Source organism: Mycetocola sp. 2940 (assembly GCF_040548835.1).
GTDB lineage: Bacteria > Actinomycetota > Actinomycetes > Actinomycetales > Microbacteriaceae > Mycetocola_A.
Map to the genome: position 1 here is coordinate 12,373 of NZ_JBEPSK010000013.1, position 20,345 is coordinate 32,717.

The window sequence follows — 20,345 nt, forward strand, 5'->3', positions numbered from 1 at the left end:
TGCGGAAACGCTGCTGTCGGAGATGGCCATAGTCCGACTGTAGCCGCTTGCCCGTGGCATCCGCGAATCGAGGCCGTTACAACCGATCCACACCGGTGACGGTGACGACCGCGAACCCCTGCTCGTCGGATTCGGCGAGGTCGATGGTTGCGCTGATACCCCAGTCGTGGTCGCCGGCCGGGTCGTCGAGGATCTGGCGTGCCGTCCACACCGGGCCGCTCTCGTCGAGAATCAGCAGCGCGGAGCTGCGCGCGTCGGGGCCGGTGAGGATCTGGTCGTACTCCTCGAAGTATCCGTCGAGGGAGTCGGCCCAGCGGTCGGCGTCGAACCCGGCCGCCGAATCGAGTTCGCCGAGGGCGTCGTAGTCCTCGAGCGCCGCGAGCTGCACCCGGCGGAACAGCTCGTTGCGGACGAGGATGCGGAACGCCCGGGGGTTCCCGGTGAGACGCTTCGGGGCAGGCGGCACGATCTCGTGGGCGTGCTCCGCGTGCTTCTGCGCGTCGGGGTGGCTGAGCTCCTCCCACTCGTCGAGCAGGCTCGAGTCGACCTGGCGCACGAGTTCGCCGAGCCATTCGATCAGGTCGAGGAGATCTTCGGTCTTCACATCGTCGGGGATGGTCTGGCGGGCGGCGCGGTAGGCGTCGGACAGGTAGCGGAGGACGACGCCTTCGGAGCGGGCGAGCTTGTAGAAGGCGATGAATTCGCCGAACGACATGGCGCGTTCGTACATGTCGCGCACGATCGACTTCGGGTTGAGTTCGAAGTCGCGGATCCAGGGCTGGGCGGCGCTGTAGGTCTCGAAGGTGACGGTGAGAAGCTCTTCGAGCGGTTTCGGGTGGGTGATCTGCTCGAGCAGTTCCATCCGCTCGTCGTACTCGATGCCGTCGGACTTCATTGCGGCGACAGCTTCGCCCCGGGCGAGGAACTGCTGCTGGCTGAGAACGGCGCGCGGGTTGTCGAGCGTGGCTTCGACGATGGAGATCATGTCGAGGGCGTAGCCGGGGTCTTCGGGGTCGAGGAGGTCGAAGGCGGCGAGCGCGAACGGCGACAGCGGCTGATTGAGCGCGAAGTTCGGCTGCAGGTCGACGGTGAGCCGGATGGTGCCGTCGGCGGACTGTTCGACGATGCCGGATTCGCGCAGGGTGCGGTAGATCCCGAGGGCGCGCCGGGCGAGTTCGAGTTGGCGGTTCCACGGTTCGTGGTTGTCGAAGACCAGGTCGTGCACGTGCCTGTAGACGTCTCCCCCGCGCCCGATCACGTTGATGAGCATTGCCGAGGTGATCTGCATGCTCGAGGTGAGTGTCTCCGGTTCCGCGGCGACGATGCGCTGGAACGACGGCTCACCCCACGAGACGAAGCCGTCCGGCGCCTTTTTGCGGATGATCTTGCGCTTCTTCTTCGGGTCGTCGCCGGCCTTCTTGATGGCGTTCAGGTTCTCGGTTTCATGCTCGGGCGCCTGCACGACTACTGTGCCGGCGGTGTCGAACCCGGCCCGGCCGGCGCGGCCGGCGATCTGGTGGAACTCACGCGCCTTGAGCTGGCGCATCTTCGTGCCGTCGTACTTGGTCAGGGCGGTGAACAGCACGGTGCGGATCGGCACGTTGATGCCGACGCCGAGGGTGTCGGTGCCGCAGATGACCCGGAGCATCCCGCGCTGGGCGAGCTGCTCGACCAGCCGGCGGTATTTCGGCAGCATGCCGGCGTGGTGCACGCCGATGCCGGCACGGATCAGTCGCGACAGGGTCTTACCGAAACTCGTCGTGAAGCGGAATTCCCCGATCAGCTCTGCGATGGCATCCCGTTGTTCCCGGGTCGCCACCTTCATGCTCGACATCGACTGGGCGCGCTCCATCGCGGCGGCCTGCGAGAAGTGCACGACGTAGACCGGCGCCTGCCCGGTGGTGAGGAGTTCGTCGACGCTCTCGTGGATCGGCGTCGTCTCGTAGTAGAAGTTCAGCGGGACGGGGCGTTCGACGCCGGTGACGAGCGCGGTGTCGCGGCCGGTGCGCCTGGACAGGTCTTCGGCGAGCGCCGTCACGTCGCCGAGGGTCGCCGACAGCAGGATGAACTGCACCCGGGGCAGGGTGAGCAGCGGAACCTGCCAGGCCCACCCGCGCTCGGGGTCGGCGTAGAAGTGGAACTCGTCCATGACGACCTGGTCGACCTCGGTGTCTTCTCCGTTGCGGAGCGCGAGGTTGGCGAGGATCTCCGCCGTGCAACAGATGATCGGCGCGTCGGCATTCACCGAGGAGTCGCCGGTCATCATGCCGACGTTCTCGGCGCCGAAGATGTCGACGAGGGCGAAGAACTTCTCGCTGACGAGGGCCTTGATCGGGGCGGTGTAGAAGCTGCGTTTGCCGGCGACGAGGGCGGCGTAGTGTGCCCCGACGGCGACAAGTGATTTGCCCGTGCCTGTCGGGGTGCTGAGGATCAGGTTCTGCCCCGACACGATTTCGATGATCGCCTCGTCCTGCGCCGGGTACATCCGCAAGCCGGTGGACGTGACCCACTCGGAGAACGCGTCGTAGACGGCATCCGGTTCGGGGGTCTCGCCGATTCGATCGCGGAGGGCATTCGGGTCGAGCTTCGGCTGGGCTGTCATGGTCCTTCGATCATGCCACCCCGTGGTGGCCTTGGCTTCACTCCGCTTCCGCCAGCGGGGTGCCTCACACCCCCGCTCGCTTGAAGGAGCGAAGCGACTGAAGCGAAGGGGCTCTCAGCAACCCTTGGCTTCGGTCCGTTCCAGCCAGCGGCCGTGGGTCAGCGCTTCACCGTCGGGTCCGGGAACGCCGTCTCGATTGTGAGCGCGTTCTTGCGGCGCACCCGCATCCAGATGAAGAACCCGACGAGGGTGAAGCCGCCGTAGAACAGGTACAGCACCGCGGAGGCGTAGTACCCGGCGCTGATCAGCAACGGCACGCCGACGATGTCGACGGCGATCCAGATCAGCCAGAACTCGACCCAGCCCTTTGCCATGCCGTAGGTGGCGAGGAGGGAGCCCATGAAGATCCAGGCATCCGCCCATACCGGTTCGAACGAGCCGAGGGCGCGGAAGATCGGGATGAGCACGAGGGTTCCCCCGAACAATGCGAGCAGAAGGAAAAGCCGCTCCTTGTTCGACGCCCAGTGCGGTGTGACCGCCGTGTGCGTTGCGGAGTTTCGGCTCTGCGACCACTGCACCCAGCCGTAGATCGACACAATGATGAACATCACCTGCCGACCCGCCTGCCCGAGCAGGTTCACCGGGTTCGGGGTGCCGAACACAGCGCCGAGGAACACCGTGAGCAAGAGCACGTTGCCGACGATGCCGACCGGCCACGCCCACACCTTACGGCGCATGCCGCCGACGGCGCTCGCCATGCCGAAGAGGTTGCCGATCACCTCACGCCAGAGGATCGTCTGGCCGGCGATCACCAGTTGCGCGTCAAACAGCCACTCGATCGGATTCATGCTGCCATCCTTCCACCTCAGCCACACAGGCTTCGGGCATACGACCTCCGGTAGAATCGCCCGAATGACCGCCGCCACATCCGAACCCGCTTTCCTCGGCGGCGGGATCGACCCCACCGAACTTGAGACCACCCTCCGCGTCCTCGCCTCGATGAACACGCTCGACGAGGAACACCCGGACTACATCACCGTCCGCCGTGCCACCGCCGCGATGTTCAAAGCCGTCAAGCGCACGCGCCGGCGTGAGTTGCGCGACGTCGTCGCCAACGCCGACAAGGCGGTCATCGCTGCCACCGCCACCGGGGCATCCGACCGGATCGACGACGAGACCCGCGGCATCCCGCTCGCGACGACGATTGAGGCGCCGACGGCTGGGGAGCTGCTGAAGCCGCGCAACTGCTACATCTGCAAGCAGCCGTACACACTCGTCGATGCGTTCTACCACCAGCTCTGCCCGGACTGCGCCCGGTTCAGCCACGGCAAGCGCGACGCCCGGACCGACCTCAGCGGCAAGCGCGCGCTGCTCACCGGCGGCCGCGCGAAGATCGGCATGTACATCGCCCTCCGACTGCTGCGCGACGGTGCGCACACCACGATCACGACGCGGTTCCCGCGGGATGCCGTGCGCCGTTTCGCGTCACTCCCCGACTCTGCGGACTGGCTGCACCGGCTGCGCGTCGTGGGCATCGACCTTCGTGACCCCGCCCAGGTGATCGGGCTGGCCGACTCGGTCGCCGCCCAGGGTCCGCTCGACATCCTCATCAACAACGCGGCCCAGACGGTGCGGCGCTCCCCCGGTTCGTATTCGCTGCTGGCGGATGCCGAACTGCAGCCGCTGCCGGACGGCCCACTCCCCGAGATGGAGACGTTCGGCCACACCGCCGACCAGCACCCGGAGGCGTTGTCGGCATCGGTGGCGGCGCATCCGCTGCTCTCTGTTGCGTCGCTGGCCGGAACGGTCGCCGAGGCAGGTGCTCCGGCGCTGACCGCGGCGGACCTGGCAAACCTGGCCATGGCACCGGGCTCATCGTCGCTCGAGAAGCACGCCGACGGCACGGCCATCGACGCCGGCGGGCTCGTGCCCGACCTGCAGATGTCGAACAGCTGGGTGCAGAACGTCGAGCACGTCGACCCGCTCGAGATGCTCGAAGTTCAACTCTGCAACACGACGGCGCCGTTTCTGCTGATCAGCCGGCTGCGGCCGTCGATGGCGGCATCGGCCGCTCACCGCAAGTATGTGGTGAACGTGTCGGCGATGGAGGGCCAGTTCTCGCGCCGGTACAAGGGGCCCGGGCACCCGCACACGAACATGGCGAAGGCCGCGCTCAACATGCTCACCCGCACGAGCGCGGGCGAGATGCTCGAGAAGGACGGCATCCTGATGACCGCCGTCGACACCGGCTGGATCACCGACGAGCGCCCGCACCCGACCAAGGTGCGGCTGGCGGAGGAGGGCTTCCACGCCCCGCTCGACCTCGTCGACGGCGCTGCCCGGGTGTACGACCCGATCGTGCGCGGCGAGGCCGGCGAAGACCTGTACGGCTGCTTCCTCAAGGACTATCAGCCCGGCGCCTGGTGACCCACGTCCTGCGCCGGTGCGCGCATAACTCCACCTGGACACCACCGAACCGGTCCTGAACCCTTCTGCAAGGGCTCAACCCGGTGGGTCTGGCGGAGTTACGCCCAGAGCACGCACCTCAACCGTTGTGTAAAGCTCGCAGGTGAACTCCTGCGTACTCGGCGCCGGAGCTCGCAGCTGAACTCCTGCGCACTCGGCGCCGCCGAGTGCGCACAACTCCGCCAGAACGCGACCGGATCGGCCCGGAAATCCCCTGCAGGGGCTCCCGGCCGTCGGTTTGGCGGAGTTATGCGCCGATCGGTCGCGGATGCCCCCGCGCACTTCAGGAGACCCTGCACGCCCCATCCCGCGCACAGCTCCGCCTGAACAGGACCGAAACGGCCCGGAACCCCTCTGCAGGGGGGCCGGGCCGTCGGTGTGGCGGAGTTGTGCGCGGCTCAGTCGCGGATGTGCGCCCCGAAGCGCTCCGCCGCCAGCGCGGAGCCGGCGAGCTTGGCCTCTGAGGCCTCCGCCGCCGTGAGCGTGCGGTCCGGCGCCCGGAAGCGCAGCGCGAAGGTCAGGCTCTTGGTGCCGTCTCCGAGCCCGCGGTAGTCATCGACCAGGCGGATGTCCTCGAGCAGCGACCCGGCACCCTCACGGACCGCCGCGCCCACGGCAGCGGCAGGCGCGTCCACCGAGACGACGAGTGAGAGGTCCTGGGTGGCGGCGGGAAGCGTGCCGATCACCCCGGCAGTGAACGACGGGTCGGTCGACTCGAGCAGCGCATCAAGGTCGAGTTCGACGACAGCGACGACGCGCGGCAGGTCGGAGTCGAGCGCGAGCTGCGGCAGCAGTTCGCCGGCGTACCCGATCGACCGGTCGCCCACCCGCAGCTCGGCCGTGCGGCCGGGGTGCATGGCCTTGTGGCTGCCCTGCACGACGTCGATCGTGGCGCCGGTCGCGAGGCCGATCTGGGCGACGGCGGCGAGAGCATCCGCAATGCCGGACGGAACAGCACTCTGGCCCGGCTGTTTCGGCACGGCGTTGCCGAGAATGAGCACGCCGACGTGACGCGGCTGCGGCGGAATGCCCGCGTTGAGCTCCGCGAGTTGCTCGTCGCTCGGCAGGGCGACGCCGGAGGGCAGCGAAGCCTGACCGTAACTGCGGCCTGCCTCCGGGGTGAAGACAAGCCCGACCTCGAACAGCGACAGGTCGGTCAGCCCGCGGGACAGGTTGTGCTTCGCGGCCGCGATGAGCCCGGGAAGCAGCGTCGTGCGCAGGTACGGAACGGTCGCGTCGAGGGCGTTGGCGACCTTGATCGCCGGCACCTTACCCTCGACCGGAGACCCGTACAGGTTGTTGTCTGCCGCGCCGAGGAACGGGAACGCGAGGATCTCGGTCGACCCGGCTGCGGCGAGCGTGTCAGCGACGGTGCGGCGGATGCGCTGCGAGCGGGTCAGCCCGCGCCCGGCCGGTGCGACCGGGAGGACGGACGGGATCCGGTCGTAGCCCACAATGCGAGCGACCTCTTCGGCGAGGTCAGATTTGTCGGTCAGATCGGGGCGCCAGCTCGGCGGGCTGACGAGCAAGCCGCCGTCAGCGTCGGCGACGGTCGCGCCGATCTCCTCCAGCGAGTCGCGGATCTCGGCGTCGGTGTAGTCGACGCCGATCAACCCGGAGACGTACCCGCTGGGGAGCCGGATCGCGTCGGGCTCCGCGGGTTCCCCGACGACGCCGGCGACGGCATCCGCGGTTCCACCTGCGAGCGAGACCATGAGCTCGGCGACGCGCGAGGCCGAGGCGACGGCGATGCGCGGGTCGACGCCGCGCTCGAACCGGCGCGATGCCTCGCTCGGCAGCTTGTGCCTGCGGGCGGTGCGGGCGATCGACACGGGGTCGAAGTTCGCGGCCTCGATGAGAACGTTGGTGGTCGTTGCGCCCATCTCGGTGCGCGCACCGCCCATGACGCCGGCGAGGCCGATGGCCCCTGACCCGTCGGTGATGAGCAGGTCTTCGAGGTCGAGGGTGCGTTTCTGCCCGTCGAGCGTCTCGAGCGTTTCGGTCGCAACGGCACGGCGCACGACGATGCCGCCGGTGAGGGCGTCGAGGTCGTAGCCGTGGATCGGCTGGCCCAGTTCGAGCATCACGTAGTTGGTGATGTCGACCAGCAGCGAGATCGACCGGATGCCGGCGAGCTTGAGTCGCGACACCATCCACGGTGGTGTCGGACGGGTGGCGTCGACTCCCCTCACGATGCGGGTCGCGAAGACGCTGGCGCCCTGGCGGCCGCGGATCGGTGCAACGTCGTCGATAGCGACGGGATAGCCGTCGCCCACGGGCGTCTCGAGCTCGGGTCGGGTGGCGGGGTCCCGGAACGCAGCGCCGGTCGCGTGCGAGTACTCGCGGGCGACACCACGGATGGAGAAGGCGTAGCCGCGGTCGGGAGTGACGTTGATCTCGACGGCCGCGTCGTCCAGGCCGAGCAGCGCGATGGCATCCGTCCCGACTTCAGCATCGACGCCGAGCGTCGACAGGCGCAGGATGCCGTCGTGCTCGTCGCCGAGGCCGAGCTCGCGCGTGGAGGCGATCATGCCGTCGGAGACGTGGCCGTAGGTCTTGCGCGCCGCGATCGGGAACGGGCCGGGCAGCACGGCGCCGGGCAGGGTCACGACGACTTTGTCGCCGACGAAGAAGTTGTCGGCACCGCAGACGACCCCGTGGATGGCCGGGCCGCCGTCGGCGGCGAGTTCACCGTCGGGCGCGACGCGGACCTGGCACCAGCGGATGGTCTTGCCGTTCGACTGCGGTTCCTCGACGAACTCGAGCACCTCGCCGACGACGACGGGGCCGGTCACGTCGAAGGTGTGCACGTCTTCTTCTTCGAGCCCGACCTTCACCAGGGCGGCGTGGACGTCCTCGGTCGTGGATCCCGGTGCGAGATCAACGTATTCGGCGAGCCAACTCAGGGGCACCCGCATGCTAAACCACCATTCCAAACTGCTGTGAGAAGCGCACGTCGCCCTCAACCATCTCCCGCATGTCCTGGACGTCGTTGCGCAGCATCAGGCCGCGCTCGATTCCCATGCCGAAGGCGAAACCTGAATACTCGTCCGGGTCGATCCCGGCGGCGCGGAGCACGTTCGGGTTGATCATGCCGCAGCCGCCCCACTCGATCCAGCGCGGCCCGTGCTTGAACGTCGGGTGCCAGAAGTCGAGCTCGGCGCTCGGCTCCGTGAACGGGAAGTAGCTGGGGCGCAGGCGGATCTTCGCCTCGTCGCCGAAGATCGACTTCACGAAGTGGTCGAGCGTGCCCTTGAGGTGCGCCATGGTCAGGCCCTTGTCGACCGCGAGGCCTTCGAACTGCATGAACACGGGCAGGTGCGTCGCGTCGAACTCGTCGGTGCGGTACACCCGACCCGGTGCGAGAACGTAGACAGGGAGTTCCCGGTCGAGCAGCGACCTGACCTGCACCGGCGAGGTGTGCGTCCGTAGCACGAGGTGCGACTCGGGCGGGTCGATGAAGAACGTGTCCTGCATGGCCCGCGCCGGGTGGTCGGCGTCGAAGTTGAGGGCATCGAAGTTGAACCATTCACTCTCGACCTCGGGGCCTTCGGCGATCTCCCAGCCCATGCCGACGAAGATCTCGCTGACCCGGTCCTGGAGCAGGGTGAGCGGATGCCGCGCGCCGGCCCGGTAGCGACTGGCGATCGCGGTCACGTCGACCGTCTCAGCGGCGAGCTGCGCGGCGTTCTCCACCTCGACGATCTCTTGCTCGCGGGCGGCGAAGGCGGCGTTGACACGACCGCGGGCCTGGCCGACGAGCTTGCCGAGCGGAGCTTTCAGTTCTGGTGCGACAGAGCGCAGAGCACCGTTGAGCTTCGCGAGGGGCGACGACTCTCCGGTGTGCTCGGTCCGCACCTGCTTGAGGGCGGAGGAGTCGGCAGCCGCGGCTATTGCCTTGAGCGCCGCGTCGACCGCGGCGGTAACGGTGGATTCGGAAATTTCGGGAGAGTCGGACACGGGTCACAAGTCTACCGAGTGACGCAGGTGCCTTCTGCAGCGCTACTGGATGGGCGCTGCGCCCTGGTCCATCTGCTGCCCGACGAACGGCGCGGTCGATGTTTCCACCGGCTTCCCTCCACCGCCCTTGGTCGGCTTGGCGATCTTCGGGCTGCGCCGCGTGCGGATTTCGACCCATTTGGCGATACCGGCGAGGATGAGGCAGAGGAGGATGTAGATCGTTCCGAAGAGGATCGTCGCCGGGATGATCGGCGACCCGTAGGTCACCTGTGCCCCGTAGAACTTCGCGAGGTAGAGCAGTTCCTGGAAGGTGACGATGAAGCCGAGCGCGGTGTCCTTCAGGACGACCACCAGCTGCGAGATGATGACCGGCATCATGGCCCGGATCGCCTGCGGGAAGAGGATGAGCGACATGACACCGCTCTTGCGGAGCCCCAGGGCGTAGCCTGCCTCTTTCTGACCGCTGGGGAGCGACTCGACACCGGCGCGGAAGATCTCGGCGAGCACGGAGCCGTTGTAGAGCGTGAGCCCGGTGACCACGGCGACGAGTGGGGTGACGAAGGTGACACCGAGCGGCGGAAGGCCGTAATACATGATCATCATGAGGATCAGGACCGGGATGGCGCGGAACAGTTCGATGAACCAGGTCACCGGGACGCGGATCCACGCATGCTGTGACAGGCGTCCGATCGCGAGGATGAAACCGAGCACAAGGCTGAGGACGGCGGCCAGGCCGAACGCGGTGAGCGTCGCGGCCAGAGCTTCGAGCACCTTCTGCTGCACGAGCGGGAAGCCGAAGAGCCGCCACTTCTCGGCGGAGAATTGCCCGGTCTGCGCGAGCTGGTAGATGACGAAACCCAGTGCGGCGGCGATGACGAGGACGGTGAGGACACCGAGGATCAGGTGGCGGCGAATGGCGCGCGGGCCGGGGGCGTCGTACAGAACGCTGCTCATCGGAGGACCCTCCATCGACGTTCAAGATAGCGCTGGAGCCAGGACAGGAGCCCAACGAGGAGGACGAAAATCAGGGCGACCCAGAGCAGCACAACGATGGCCGGCTCGCCGCGCTCGGACAGGTTTGCCCGGATGGTTCCCGCTTCAGCGACGGAGAACCCGGCGGCGACGGTGGTGTTTTTGAGCAGCGCGATGAAGACGCTCATCATCGGCGGGATGACCGCGCGGAACGCCTGGGGCATGATCACGAGGGACATGGTGGGGCCGAATGGGAGGCCGATGGCACGGGCGGCTTCCGCCTGGCCGACGGGAACCGTGTTGAACCCGGACCGCAGCACTTCGGCGACATAGGTCGCGGTGTAGATGCTCAGGGCGATGATCGCCAGGACCGTGTAGCCAGGGTTCGGCAGGTTGAGTTTGGGGTAGCCGAACGCGAAGAAGAACATCAGCAGCGTCAGCGGGGTATTGCGGATGAGGTTGACGTAGACGGTGCCGACGCCCCGCATGATCGGCACGGGGGCGACGCGCATGGCGCCGACCACCGTGCCGATCACGAGAGCGAAGATCGCCGAGAAGAAGAACAGGATCAGCGTGTTGCGGAATCCCGAGATGAAAAGGTCGAGATTGTTGATCAGGGTATCCACCTGGGTCCCACCTTCTTCCCTGTGTCAGTTGATTGTCGAAAAATGCGGTCCCGGGGGCGGCTCTCCCGCCCCCGGATCGCGGGTTTAGTAGGCGTCGACCTCGGGCTGTTCGACGTCGGTGCCGGACAGGCCCAGGGTCTCGTCGTAGATGCCCTGCCAGACGTCGCCACCTTCGGTGAACATGTCGTTGATGAAGGCGCGGAGAGCGTCGTCACCCTTCGGCAGGCCAACACCGTAACGCTCCTCGGTGAACGGCTCACCGACGACCTTGAGGTTGTCGGGGTCCTGCGCCGCGTAACCGATGAGGATGGCCTCGTCCGTCGTGACAGCATCCACCGAGCCGTCGTTGAGGGCCTCGACGCACTGTGAGTACGTCTCGAATTCCTCAGTGTTGGTGTCGGGGTAGTTGGTCTTGATGTTCTGGATCGGGGTCGAGCCGGTCGCAGAGCAGACGGTGGTGCCTGCGAGGTCGGCTTCGCTCTTGATCTCGTCGTTGTCAGCAGCGACCAGGATGCCCTGGCCGGTGATGAAGTACGGACCGGCGAAGTCGATCTGCTCTTTGCGCTTGTCGGTGATCGAGTACGTGCCGACGTAATAGTCGATGTCGCCGTTCACGATCGCCGCTTCACGGTTGGCGCTCGGGATGGCGACGAACTCGATGTCGTCTTCGGCGAAGCCGAGGGATGCCGCGATCCACGTGGCGATCTCGATGTCGAAGCCGGTGCGCTCACCGGTTGCGGCGTCGAGGTAGCCCAGGCCGGGCTGGTCTTCCTTCACACCGACTTTGACGGTGCCACGTTCGGTCATCGCGTCGAAGGTCGGGCTGCCTTCGAGGTCAACGTCCGACGCCACCTCGAAGAGTTCGCCGCTGGTCTCCTCTTCGGCAGGCGCTTCGGCTCCGGTGTCGCCACCGCCGCCGGCACATCCGGTCAGAACGAGTGCAGCTGCAGCTGTGGCTGCGAGAAGCGTCAGTCTCTTCTTCATGTTCTTCCTTTCTCGGTGAGGGCCGGCGGGCCGGACCCTCGGTCTGCTGGTGCAGGTCTTAGTGCGAAAGCAACTTCGACAGGAAGTCCTTTGCGCGGCTACTCTTCGGCGCTGAGAAGAACTCCTCAGGCGTCGCCTCTTCAACGATTTCGCCGTCGGCCATGAAGACGACCCGGTCGGCGGCTTTGCGTGCGAAGCCCATTTCGTGGGTGACGACGACCATGGTCATGCCCTCGGACGCGAGCTGGATCATGACGTCGAGGACTTCGTTGATCATCTCGGGGTCGAGCGCGCTGGTCGGCTCGTCGAAGAGCATGACCTTGGGCTTCATCGCCAGTGCGCGCGCGATGGCGACGCGCTGCTGCTGCCCGCCGGAAAGCTGCGCGGGCATCTTGTTCGCCTGCGCTTCGACGCCCACACGTTCGAGCAGGACCATCGCGGCCTTTTCGGCCTCCGCCTTGCTCGTTCCGCGGACTTTGATCGGTCCGAGTGTGACATTCTGCAGGATGGTCTTGTGCGCGAACAGGTTGAACGACTGGAAGACCATGCCGACGTCCGCGCGAAGGGCGGCAAGCTCCTTGCCCTCTTCGGGAAGCTTCTTGCCGTCGATTCGGATCTCGCCTGAGCTGATCGTCTCCAGCCGGTTGATCGTGCGGCACAGCGTCGACTTGCCGGAACCTGACGGGCCGATGACGACGACGACCTCACCCTTCGTGACCGTGAGGTTGATGTTCTTCAGGGCCTGGAAGTCGCCGAAGTATTTCTCCACACCTTCCACGACCACGAGGGGCTCCCCCACGCCCGCGACGATCGGGTTGCTGGTCGTCTCATACCTGGCGCGCTTGCGCTGCGCGGCCGACGGTGCTTCGTGCTCGTTCGACTCCATGGAATACAACGTAGGGGACGACGTGTTTCGCGCGCATATCGCCGGAGTTGCCGTTACTGACTTGTAACCAAAAAGAGGGACGAACGTCAGGATGCGACGGAACGCTGCGCAAACGCCGATTCGTAGAGGCAGACGGATGCCGCCGTGGCGAGGTTCATGGACTCCGCGTGACCGTAGATGGGCACCGTGATCGCGGCATCCGCCAGCGGAAGCTGCTCGTCGGTCAGGCCGTGGGCTTCGTTGCCGAAGAGCCAGGCGGTCGGGCCGGAGAGGGTACCGTCGGCGCGGGCGTCGAGCAGGCTGGTGCCCTTGACGTCAGCGGCGAGGACTGTGAGCCCGGCGGCACGCGCACGGGAAAGAACGTTCGGCAGTTCGGCGCCGACCGCGATCGGCAAGTGGAACAGCGACCCGGTGGTCGAGCGGACGACCTTCGGGTTGTACAGGTCGACGGTGCGGCCGGTGAGGATGACGGCATCCGCTCCTGCGGAGTCGGCTGCACGGATGATCGTTCCGAGGTTGCCGGGGTCGCGAACCTCTTCGAGGATGGCGATGAGTTTGGGGCCGGCAGCGAAGATGTCTTTCATCGAGGTGGGGAACTGGTGGGCGACCGCGATGAACCCCTGCGGGGTCACGGTGTCGCTCATCACATTGAGCACCTCTTCGGAGACGAACTCGATCTCGACGTTGGCGGCGGCAGCCTTCTCGGCGATGTCGGTGTACCGCTCGAGCGCTGTGGGAGTGGCGAACAGCTCGACGAACAGTTGCGGCCGGAAGGCGAGGGCCTCGGCCACCGCCTGCGGGCCCTCGAGGAGGAACAGCCCCGTCTCGGCGCGTCCTGGTCGTTTGGCAAGTTTGGCAACCGCTCTGACGCGCGGGGAACGTGGGTTATCAAGCACCAGCCCAGTCTACGAGCGGGAGCGGCGAGAGCGGAGAGGCTCGCGCACGAACGCAACAACGGGCATCCCGCAAAAAGCGGAATGCCCGTTGGATGAAGCAGGAGACTACGCCGCGGCGTCAGCCTTCGGAGCCGAGGTGTCGGCCGGAAGGGCCTTCTTCGCGCTCTCGACGAGGGCGGCGAACGTGGCGGGCTCGTGAACGGCGAGTTCAGCGAGGATGCGACGGTCGACCTCGATGCCGGCAAGGCCGAGACCCTGGATGAGGCGGTTGTACGTGAGGCCGTTGGCGCGCGATGCCGCGTTGATCCGCTGGATCCAGAGGCGACGGAAGTCACCCTTCTTCTGGCGGCGGTCACGGTACGCGTAAACCATGGAGTGGGTGACCTGCTCCTTGGCCTTGCGGTACAGGCGCGAACGCTGACCGCGGTAACCCTCAGCCCGCTCAAGGATCTTCCGACGCTTCTTGTGAGCGTTTACCGCCCTTTTAACTCTTGCCATTGTCTATATTCCTAACGGGTCTGGTCTAGCGACCGAGAAGCTTCTTGATGTTCTTGGTGTCAGCCTTCGACACAAGCTGGTCGGAGTTCAGGCGACGCTTGCGCTGGCCGGACTTCACCTCGAGGTTGTGGCGCATGCCCGACTGCTGCTTCTTGATCTTGCCGGAGCCGGTGAGCTTGAATCGCTTCTTGGCGCCGGAGTGGGTCTTCTGCTTAGGCATTGTTTTCCTCCTGCTTAGCTGCCTTATCGGCAGCACGATGTGCGTTGGCCTCGGCCTTGGCCTCTGACTTGTTCTTCAGAGGGCCGATGACCATGACCATGTTTCGACCGTCAATGGTGGGAGAGGACTCAACAGTGCCCAACTCCGCCACATCTTCGGCAAATTTTTGGAGCAAGCGCACACCCTGGTCGGGGCGGGACTGCTCACGGCCGCGGAACAGGATCATTGCTTTGACCTTGTCGCCACCCTTGAGGAAGCCCTCAGCGCGCTTGACTTTGGTTTCGTAGTCGTGCTTGTCGATCTTGAGACGGAAACGGACCTCTTTGAGGATCGTGTTCGCCTGGTTGCGCCGGGCCTCCTTGGCCTTCTGCGCAGCCTCGTACTTGAACTTGCCGTAATCCATGATCTTTGCGACCGGTGGCTTGGAGTTCGGGGCAACCTCGACGAGGTCGAGGTCGGCATCCTGCGCCAAACGCAGTGCCACCTCGATTTTGACGACGCCGACCTGTTCTCCGGCGGGACCCACGAGGCGGACCTCGGGGACGCGGATACGGTCGTTTGTACGGGGATCGCTAATGCGTAACTCCTATAACTCAAATCTCGTGACCACCAACCCAGACGGATGCCTGAACCGGGCGAGAGAGGAGAAATCACACACCGCAACCGCGATGGTTAAACACCATCACAGCGGCTCGTACCCTGACTACCTCAGCATGGGAACCATGCGTCTGGCGGAGCACAACAACCCGGTAACCTTAGTGAAGCGGTCAAGCGCGGGTGGGAAATTTCCTCTTTCGTACCAGGACATAGTCCCGGAGCCGTCTTAGAGTCTAGCAGAGGTTGGCATTGAGCACTAACGAATCCCCCTACGACAACGTTGAAGACGCGGCAGCGGATGCCACACGCGACATCGCAGACGTCGGCGCCGTCGAGGTCATCACCACGACCGCGGTCCACCTGATGAGCGCAGCAGCAGTGAAGTGCGGCCTCGCCGACGACCCGTCGACGCAGCAGGACCTCGATGAGGCCCGGAAGCTCATCAACGCCCTCGCCGGCCTCATCACCGCGGGTGCTCCCGAGATCAGCGACATGCACGCCAGGAGCCTCCGCGACGGGCTGCGGTCCCTGCAGCTGGCGTTCCGCGAGGCATCCGTCATTCCGGACCCTATTGGTAAGGGGCCGGGGGAAAAATGGACGGGGCCGGTTAACTAATCCTTCTGCGCTCCGCGGCGTGCGCCGCGTCCCCGCCCGTGGACGCCCGTCCACGCCCTGGACGCGGCACACGCCGCTTCGCCTTGCTCGATGGTTCACAGCGGCTGGGAGGGCTGGGCGCCCGACCACACCCTCGGCACAATTCGCCGTCGCCCGCCTTGCTCTAAAGTCACAGCGGCTGGGAGGCTGGACGCCCGAGCCGTCGGCACGGACTTATCTGGCGCAGATGCCGGTTTTCGCGGCGGGTTTTCGACGTTCGAGTCATATCAACCGGTGTGGCGCCGCCGGGCCCGGGCTTATCTGACGCAACCGACGGTTTTCGCGGCGGGTTTTCCGCGTTCGAGTCATATCAACCGGTGTGGCGCCGCCGGGCCCGGCTTATCTGACGCAACCGACCGTTTTCCTGGCGGGTTTTCGGCGTTCGGGTCACATCAACGGGTGTGGCGCCGCCGGGCGCGGCTTATCTGACGCAACCGACCGTTTTCGCGGCGGGTTTTCGACATTCGCGTCACATGAACCGTGGTTGCGGGCGAAAACATCGCCTGTTCCGGGGCGGCCATTCAGAGTGCGGAGTCAGGCTCAGTCGGCGAGCGGGATGACGTCGAGCCGGGACCCCGGACCCACCAGGACGAGCACCCGCCGACCGGTGACTCCGTCCAGGGCACGGGCGAGGTGCTCCGCATCCGGCGCCGGGGTCGCTGCCGGTGCCACACCGACCGCTGCCGGAGCATACGAAGCGGGAGCGACCGGGAGGTTCTCGATCGGCGGAGGCACCGGAAGCGCTCCCTGGGCACGGACCCCTGGGATCCCCTCCTCGACGCCGGGCAGCGCTCCGGGGGCGACGGATGCCGCACGCCAGACGGTCACGGAAGCTCCCGTCACCGACTCGATCACCTGGATCAGAGGCGCGGGGTCATCGCCCGTGACGAGGATGACCTCACCGACGGTGCGCTGGCGGGGCGGTGGAGTGGCCGCCGCGGCATCCGCCCGGTCGCGCTGCCAGACGCTGAAGTGGTACGCGGCCACCAGGGCAGTCGCGGTGAGCAGTCCCAACGGTGCCCGGATCTGGTCGATGAGCCCGGAACCGCCCTGCAGGACGGCCTGGAACAGCTGATACCCGATGACAAGGAGGGTGATCAGGGCGACGACGGCACTGACGCCGAAGACCGCGATGAGGTAGATGCGGCGTGCGGGGGTCAGCGCTGAGGCATCCCCCGCCGACAGCGGCCGCCAGGCCAGCGTCCACGCGACACCGCCGACGATCAGGGCGCTGAGGCCACCCAGCAGCAGTGAGCGGAGCCCCTCCCCTGCCAGCGGCGTGGCCAGGATGCCGAGCGCCGAATTGACGACGACGCCGAGACCCGACGCTGCGCCCACGAGGGCGACACCGCTCGTCGCCAGCATGCTCGCCTGCCGGGTCGACGGCGACCGGCTGACCGCGACGCTCCGAGAGTACGTCCACACCACGGTTCCGACGGCGGCCGCCGCCAGACCGATGCCGAGGGGCGACAGCAGCTCGCGCAGTGGATCTGTGTTGTCGAGGAGCAGCCGTAGCACGACGTAGAGCACGATGCCGATCCCACCGAGGGTGGCGATGCTGGCCAGAAGAATGCCGAGGAGGATGAGCGCGACATTGGCCAGCCCGGTCGTGATCGAGCGCGCACCCTCGCGGTACCAGTGCCAGGCCCAGACGGATCCCCCGCCGATGGCCCATACGAGAGCCTGCAGGGTCGGGGTCCACCAGGGGCCGCCGATCGAGGGAGTCGACGTGATGTCGCGGATTGCGGCACTGAAGATGCCGTTCAACAGGGTGATCGCATTCACCGCCCCGAGCAGCAGGCCGAACGCGGCCCCGAGTACCGCCGGAACGGAAGCCAGGCGAAGCGGGCCCCTGGCGGCGGAACGCCACATCCAGCGGTGCCAGACCCACACGACGGCCCAGACCAGCCCGGTCGCGAGAGCAGACCCGTTCCAGTCGCCGGCTACCAGTTCGACGAGGAAGGCGAGGAGCCCCGTTGCCAGCGAGATCAACGCCACGATCGACATCGCCGCCACGTAGATACCCCACGCGAGCGCGCCGCGCTCGGCGGGTTCGCTCAACCGGCGCCAGAGGAACCACCAGAGCAGGGCAGCGAGCGGACCGCCGATGAGCGTGAACGCCAGTCCTTGTGCGACGAGCGAGGTGTCCGGGCCGGCCAGAAGGGGATCCATCTCGAGGATCTGGCTGAGCAGGATCTGCACGCCGGTGGCCGTGATGGCGACCAGGGCGAAAAGCAGCGTGTAGACGATGAGCCGGCGGACCGATTGCCCTGCCGAGGGGGCGGGTGCCGGAGCATACGGGGCCGAGACCGCACTCACTTGAACTCACCGTCCCGCAGGCACACGGTCAGCGACCACGGAGCCGACTCGATGACCCAGTCGCCGCCTTCACGGACAAGCCTGAAATCTTCTTCGTAGCTGTACTCGGAGCCGAACGCGCCGCCCTCGTGCGTGCTGATCTGCACCGTGACATCCGCTGACTCGTCGCGGAGATCCGAGGCGATCAAGGTGACGCGCATGTCGTCGGAAACGGTGTTGTCGACGGTTTCGCACTGTTCCTGCACGACACTGGCCAGGTAGTCAACGGCCGCGTCGTCGCCGTCGAGAACCGCCATCGAGTACCGCTGGACGACACCCTCCGGAGTCGACTCGTCCAGCAGCTCTGCCTCGCCGCGCGTGAAGACCACGAGAAGTGACACGAGAACGAGCGCCGCGATGACCGACACGAGGATGATCAGGTTCCGGCGGGCCGGGCGGCCAGAGGCAGAATCTTGCGTCATGTGGTCAGTATGGCGCACGGGTCCCCGCCCAGGCACCCCGTGATCGGGACGTCAGGAGGCTGTGGCGCGTCGGACCTGCTCGGAGTAGTACTCGAGCTGGGCGGGGAAGTAATCGTCCCACTCGGGACGCGGGACGCCGGCGCGGGACGCAACGAGCATGTCGAGGTAGTACTCCCAGCCGGGTCCGCTTGTCTCGGCGACGGCCGGGTCGGACAGGAAGTGGACGAACGTGAGCTCGGTTTGCCCGTCGTTCTCTGCCAGGCGGGCCTCGAGCAGCCATTCCTCGCCCAGGCCTGCTCCCGATACGGTGACCCGGATGACACGCGAAGGGTCGCACGCGTCGATGCGCACAGCGCTCCAGTCAGCGCCTTCTTCGAACGACATCCGCAGTTCCACGGTCTTGCCGACTCCGGCGTCACCCCGCCACGGCCCCAGCCATTCGGCGGTTCGCGTCGAATCCGTGAGACTCGCCCACACATCCGATGCGGGGGCGTCGAAGGTGCGTGTCAGTGTGAGCTCAAAGGCTCCATCGGTCCCACGAGTCACCTGTCCTGTTGGCTGCGGCATCGGCGAGTCCTTCCCTCGGGTGTCAATCGCACCACCCTACCGGGGCGAGGTCAACCGGCCAGAAGCGGCGGATTCGGCCGCCCGCCGGTTTCAGGCCGAGGCTTCGAGCTTCACGCGAAGCGAATCGACCCGCGTGGCGATCACGTCGTTCGCTGCCCAGCGCTGCGCGAGCCGGTTCAGTGTCGTGTCCAGTTCCGCGCGCGTCAGACCGTCGATGAGTTCCAGATGCACGACGACCTCGGGCCCACCGAGGCGCGCAGACGGGTCGCCGGCAGCCAGCCGCACGTTCAGCACGGCGAGTTCTGACCGCACGCTGGTCAGGAAGGCGTCGAGCACGTCGGGGTTCGCGTAGCCGGGTTGCCAGGGTTCGGACTGGGCGATCGCCCACAGCGCTGGGCGACGGATCGCGAACTCGGTCGCGCTCGTCGGGTCGAGGACGACCAAGTCGGTGTTCTCGCTTGCGGCCGCAAGCGCCACCCGGATGCCGTCGGCGGGCACCGGACGCGCCGTCGGGTTCCACGCGGACATCGCGGCGACCGACGAAAACACGGGCAGGACGTTACGCCCGTCAGGCCCTTGCACCGTGACGATCGAGAGTTCCTGCGTCTTGTCGACCTTCTGGCCGTTCGGCCCGATTCCGACGTCGCCGGCGTGCGCGACCAACGGAATCAGGAGACGTGCCGTGCGGAACGCGTCGACGACATCCGCTTCGCCGGATTCGCCGGCCGAGAAGCGCGCGAGCGCGTCGATCAGGTGCTCGGGTGCGGAGCCGTCATCGGTCGACGGGACGTGGTCTCCGAACGAGCGGCCCTCCCAGGCCTGTCCGGCGGAGTCCGCGGGGTTAGTCGGATGCGACATCCAGCGCCTCAGCCAGCGTGAACGCTCCTGCGTAGAGGGCCTTGCCGACGATTGCCCCTTCGAGGCCGAGCGGCACGAGCGAGCGCAGCGCGACGAGGTCGTCGAGGCTCGAGACACCGCCGGACGCGACCACGGGTCGGTTCGTGCGCGCCAGCACCTGACGGAGGAGGTCGAGGTTCGGTCCCTGGAGGGTGCCGTCTTTGGTGACGTCGGTGACGACGTACCGTGCGCAACCCGCCTGCTCGAGCCGGTCGATGACGGTCCACAGGTCCCCGCCCTCGCGGGTCCAGCCGCGCGCGGCGAGTGTCGTGCCCCGGACGTCGAGACCCACGGCGACAGCCTCGCCGTACTGGCCGATGACGTTGGCAGCCCACTCGGGGTTCTCCAGCGCCGCCGTGCCGAGGTTGATGCGCTTGGCGCCGGTCGCGAGGGCCGCCTCCAGCGACGCGTCATCGCGGATGCCGCCGGAAAGTTCGACCTTCACGCCACGGACCTGCTTGATCACCTTGCGAATCACGCCGGCGTTGTTCCCTCGGTCGAACGCGGCATCCAGGTCGACGAGGTGGATCCACTCGGCTCCCTGCGCTGCCCAGTCGGCGGCCGCATCGACCGGGTCACCGTAGTTGGTCTCGGTGCCGGCTTCGCCCTGGGTCAGCCGCACGGCCTTGCCGTCGGCGACGTCGACCGCAGGAAGCAGGACGAGCTTCGGGGTCGTGTTGAACTCACTCATGATTGATCCTTGATTTCGGGCGCGGCACAAGCGTGCCGCAGGGACGTAC

At 66.8% G+C, this 20,345-nt stretch carries 19 protein-coding genes; 2 read left to right on the top strand and 17 right to left on the bottom strand.

Annotation, left to right across the window (positions count from 1 at the left end; genetic code table 11):
- Window positions 1–76: 76 nt before the first annotated feature.
- Both ABIE24_RS14330 and pnuC read right to left on the bottom strand, forming a co-directional pair.
- Complete coding sequence (locus tag ABIE24_RS14330; RefSeq protein WP_354500820.1) at window positions 77–2,602, bottom strand: DEAD/DEAH box helicase; 2,526 nt, start codon at window positions 2,600–2,602, stop codon at window positions 77–79.
- A 158-nt stretch (window positions 2,603–2,760) separates the two neighbouring features.
- Window positions 2,761–3,450, bottom strand: a complete 690-nt coding sequence (gene pnuC, locus ABIE24_RS14335; protein WP_354500821.1) for a nicotinamide riboside transporter PnuC — start codon at window positions 3,448–3,450, stop codon at window positions 2,761–2,763.
- Window positions 3,451–3,514: 64 nt separating this feature from the next.
- Between pnuC and ABIE24_RS14340 the strand changes: the two genes are divergently transcribed.
- Window positions 3,515–5,029, top strand: coding sequence for an SDR family NAD(P)-dependent oxidoreductase (locus ABIE24_RS14340; RefSeq protein WP_354500823.1), 1,515 nt, complete (start codon window positions 3,515–3,517; stop codon window positions 5,027–5,029).
- A gap of 437 nt (window positions 5,030–5,466) precedes the next feature.
- Here ABIE24_RS14340 and pheT read toward each other — a convergent pair whose 3' ends face one another.
- The 10 genes from pheT to infC form a co-directional block, all read right to left on the bottom strand.
- Window positions 5,467–7,986, bottom strand: a complete 2,520-nt coding sequence (gene pheT / locus ABIE24_RS14345) for a phenylalanine--tRNA ligase subunit beta (protein ID WP_354500825.1) — start codon at window positions 7,984–7,986, stop codon at window positions 5,467–5,469.
- Between the two features lies 1 nt (window position 7,987).
- Window positions 7,988–9,028: a phenylalanine--tRNA ligase subunit alpha gene (pheS, locus tag ABIE24_RS14350; RefSeq protein ID WP_354500827.1), complete on the bottom strand. Its 1,041-nt coding sequence runs from the start codon at window positions 9,026–9,028 to the stop codon at window positions 7,988–7,990.
- Between the two features lie 42 nt (window positions 9,029–9,070).
- Window positions 9,071–9,982 carry an amino acid ABC transporter permease gene (locus tag ABIE24_RS14355; RefSeq protein ID WP_354500829.1) on the bottom strand — a complete coding sequence of 304 codons (912 nt, stop codon included), beginning with the start codon at window positions 9,980–9,982 and terminating at the stop codon, window positions 9,071–9,073.
- A complete protein-coding gene (locus tag ABIE24_RS14360) occupies window positions 9,979–10,626 on the bottom strand; it encodes an amino acid ABC transporter permease (RefSeq protein WP_354500831.1) in 648 nt (215 codons plus the stop codon). Before ABIE24_RS14360 ends, ABIE24_RS14355 begins: the two co-directional genes overlap by 4 nt.
- Window positions 10,627–10,710: 84 nt before the next feature.
- The gene (locus ABIE24_RS14365; protein WP_354500833.1) at window positions 10,711–11,610 is read right to left on the bottom strand and encodes a glutamate ABC transporter substrate-binding protein; all 900 of its coding nucleotides are present in this window, start codon (window positions 11,608–11,610) and stop codon (window positions 10,711–10,713) included.
- A gap of 58 nt (window positions 11,611–11,668) precedes the next feature.
- On the bottom strand, window positions 11,669–12,496 hold the full coding sequence (locus tag ABIE24_RS14370; RefSeq protein ID WP_354500835.1) for an amino acid ABC transporter ATP-binding protein: 828 nt from the start codon (window positions 12,494–12,496) through the stop codon (window positions 11,669–11,671).
- A gap of 86 nt (window positions 12,497–12,582) precedes the next feature.
- The gene (locus ABIE24_RS14375) at window positions 12,583–13,392 is read right to left on the bottom strand and encodes a TrmH family RNA methyltransferase (RefSeq protein WP_354500837.1); all 810 of its coding nucleotides are present in this window, start codon (window positions 13,390–13,392) and stop codon (window positions 12,583–12,585) included.
- 105 nt (window positions 13,393–13,497) lie between these two features.
- The gene (gene rplT, locus ABIE24_RS14380) at window positions 13,498–13,890 is read right to left on the bottom strand and encodes a 50S ribosomal protein L20 (protein WP_121673378.1); all 393 of its coding nucleotides are present in this window, start codon (window positions 13,888–13,890) and stop codon (window positions 13,498–13,500) included.
- Between the two features lie 25 nt (window positions 13,891–13,915).
- The gene (gene rpmI, locus ABIE24_RS14385; protein WP_354500839.1) at window positions 13,916–14,110 is read right to left on the bottom strand and encodes a 50S ribosomal protein L35; all 195 of its coding nucleotides are present in this window, start codon (window positions 14,108–14,110) and stop codon (window positions 13,916–13,918) included.
- Complete coding sequence (infC, locus tag ABIE24_RS14390) at window positions 14,103–14,636, bottom strand: translation initiation factor IF-3 (RefSeq protein WP_502916285.1); 534 nt, start codon at window positions 14,634–14,636, stop codon at window positions 14,103–14,105. Before infC ends, rpmI begins: the two co-directional genes overlap by 8 nt.
- A 320-nt stretch (window positions 14,637–14,956) precedes the next feature.
- Here infC and ABIE24_RS14395 point away from each other — a divergent pair, with 320 nt between their 5' ends.
- Entirely contained in the window at window positions 14,957–15,322 is a 366-nt protein-coding gene (locus ABIE24_RS14395; protein ID WP_354500841.1) for a DUF1844 domain-containing protein, read from the top strand.
- Between the two features lie 579 nt (window positions 15,323–15,901).
- Here the strand turns inward: ABIE24_RS14395 and ABIE24_RS14400 are convergent.
- The 5 genes from ABIE24_RS14400 to priA all read right to left on the bottom strand — a co-directional run bounded on the left by ABIE24_RS14400 (window position 15,902) and on the right by priA (window position 20,296).
- The gene (locus ABIE24_RS14400; RefSeq protein WP_354500843.1) at window positions 15,902–17,680 is read right to left on the bottom strand and encodes a DUF5671 domain-containing protein; all 1,779 of its coding nucleotides are present in this window, start codon (window positions 17,678–17,680) and stop codon (window positions 15,902–15,904) included.
- Entirely contained in the window at window positions 17,677–18,141 is a 465-nt protein-coding gene (locus ABIE24_RS14405) for an LpqB family beta-propeller domain-containing protein (RefSeq protein WP_354500845.1), read from the bottom strand. Before ABIE24_RS14405 ends, ABIE24_RS14400 begins: the two co-directional genes overlap by 4 nt.
- 51 nt (window positions 18,142–18,192) lie before the next feature.
- Window positions 18,193–18,708 (bottom strand): SRPBCC family protein, encoded by a 516-nt coding sequence (locus ABIE24_RS14410; RefSeq protein ID WP_354500847.1) that lies wholly within the window; start codon window positions 18,706–18,708, stop codon window positions 18,193–18,195.
- A 90-nt stretch (window positions 18,709–18,798) separates the two neighbouring features.
- Window positions 18,799–19,566, bottom strand: a complete 768-nt coding sequence (locus ABIE24_RS14415) for an SseB family protein (RefSeq protein WP_354500849.1) — start codon at window positions 19,564–19,566, stop codon at window positions 18,799–18,801.
- Window positions 19,550–20,296: a bifunctional 1-(5-phosphoribosyl)-5-((5-phosphoribosylamino)methylideneamino)imidazole-4-carboxamide isomerase/phosphoribosylanthranilate isomerase PriA gene (priA, locus tag ABIE24_RS14420; RefSeq protein ID WP_354500851.1), complete on the bottom strand. Its 747-nt coding sequence runs from the start codon at window positions 20,294–20,296 to the stop codon at window positions 19,550–19,552. Before priA ends, ABIE24_RS14415 begins: the two co-directional genes overlap by 17 nt.
- Window positions 20,297–20,345: the final 49 nt, after the last annotated feature.

Excerpts from the sequence above, each read along its gene's own strand:
- pheT (WP_354500825.1), bottom strand. The coding sequence starts at position 7,986 with ATGCGGGTGCCCCTGAGTTGGCTCGCCGAATACGTTGATCTCGCACCG.
- ABIE24_RS14370 (WP_354500835.1), bottom strand. The coding sequence starts at position 12,496 with ATGGAGTCGAACGAGCACGAAGCACCGTCGGCCGCGCAGCGCAAGCGC.
- ABIE24_RS14355 (WP_354500829.1), bottom strand. The coding sequence starts at position 9,982 with ATGAGCAGCGTTCTGTACGACGCCCCCGGCCCGCGCGCCATTCGCCGC.
- ABIE24_RS14365 (WP_354500833.1), bottom strand. The coding sequence starts at position 11,610 with ATGAAGAAGAGACTGACGCTTCTCGCAGCCACAGCTGCAGCTGCACTC.
- ABIE24_RS14405 (WP_354500845.1), bottom strand. The coding sequence starts at position 18,141 with ATGACGCAAGATTCTGCCTCTGGCCGCCCGGCCCGCCGGAACCTGATC.
- ABIE24_RS14330 (WP_354500820.1), bottom strand. The coding sequence starts at position 2,602 with ATGACAGCCCAGCCGAAGCTCGACCCGAATGCCCTCCGCGATCGAATC.
- priA (WP_354500851.1), bottom strand. The coding sequence starts at position 20,296 with ATGAGTGAGTTCAACACGACCCCGAAGCTCGTCCTGCTTCCTGCGGTC.
- pnuC (WP_354500821.1), bottom strand. The coding sequence starts at position 3,450 with ATGAATCCGATCGAGTGGCTGTTTGACGCGCAACTGGTGATCGCCGGC.
- ABIE24_RS14340 (WP_354500823.1), top strand. The coding sequence starts at position 3,515 with ATGACCGCCGCCACATCCGAACCCGCTTTCCTCGGCGGCGGGATCGAC.
- ABIE24_RS14415 (WP_354500849.1), bottom strand. The coding sequence starts at position 19,566 with ATGTCGCATCCGACTAACCCCGCGGACTCCGCCGGACAGGCCTGGGAG.
- rpmI (WP_354500839.1), bottom strand. The coding sequence starts at position 14,110 with ATGCCTAAGCAGAAGACCCACTCCGGCGCCAAGAAGCGATTCAAGCTC.
- rplT (WP_121673378.1), bottom strand. The coding sequence starts at position 13,890 with ATGGCAAGAGTTAAAAGGGCGGTAAACGCTCACAAGAAGCGTCGGAAG.
- ABIE24_RS14410 (WP_354500847.1), bottom strand. The coding sequence starts at position 18,708 with ATGCCGCAGCCAACAGGACAGGTGACTCGTGGGACCGATGGAGCCTTT.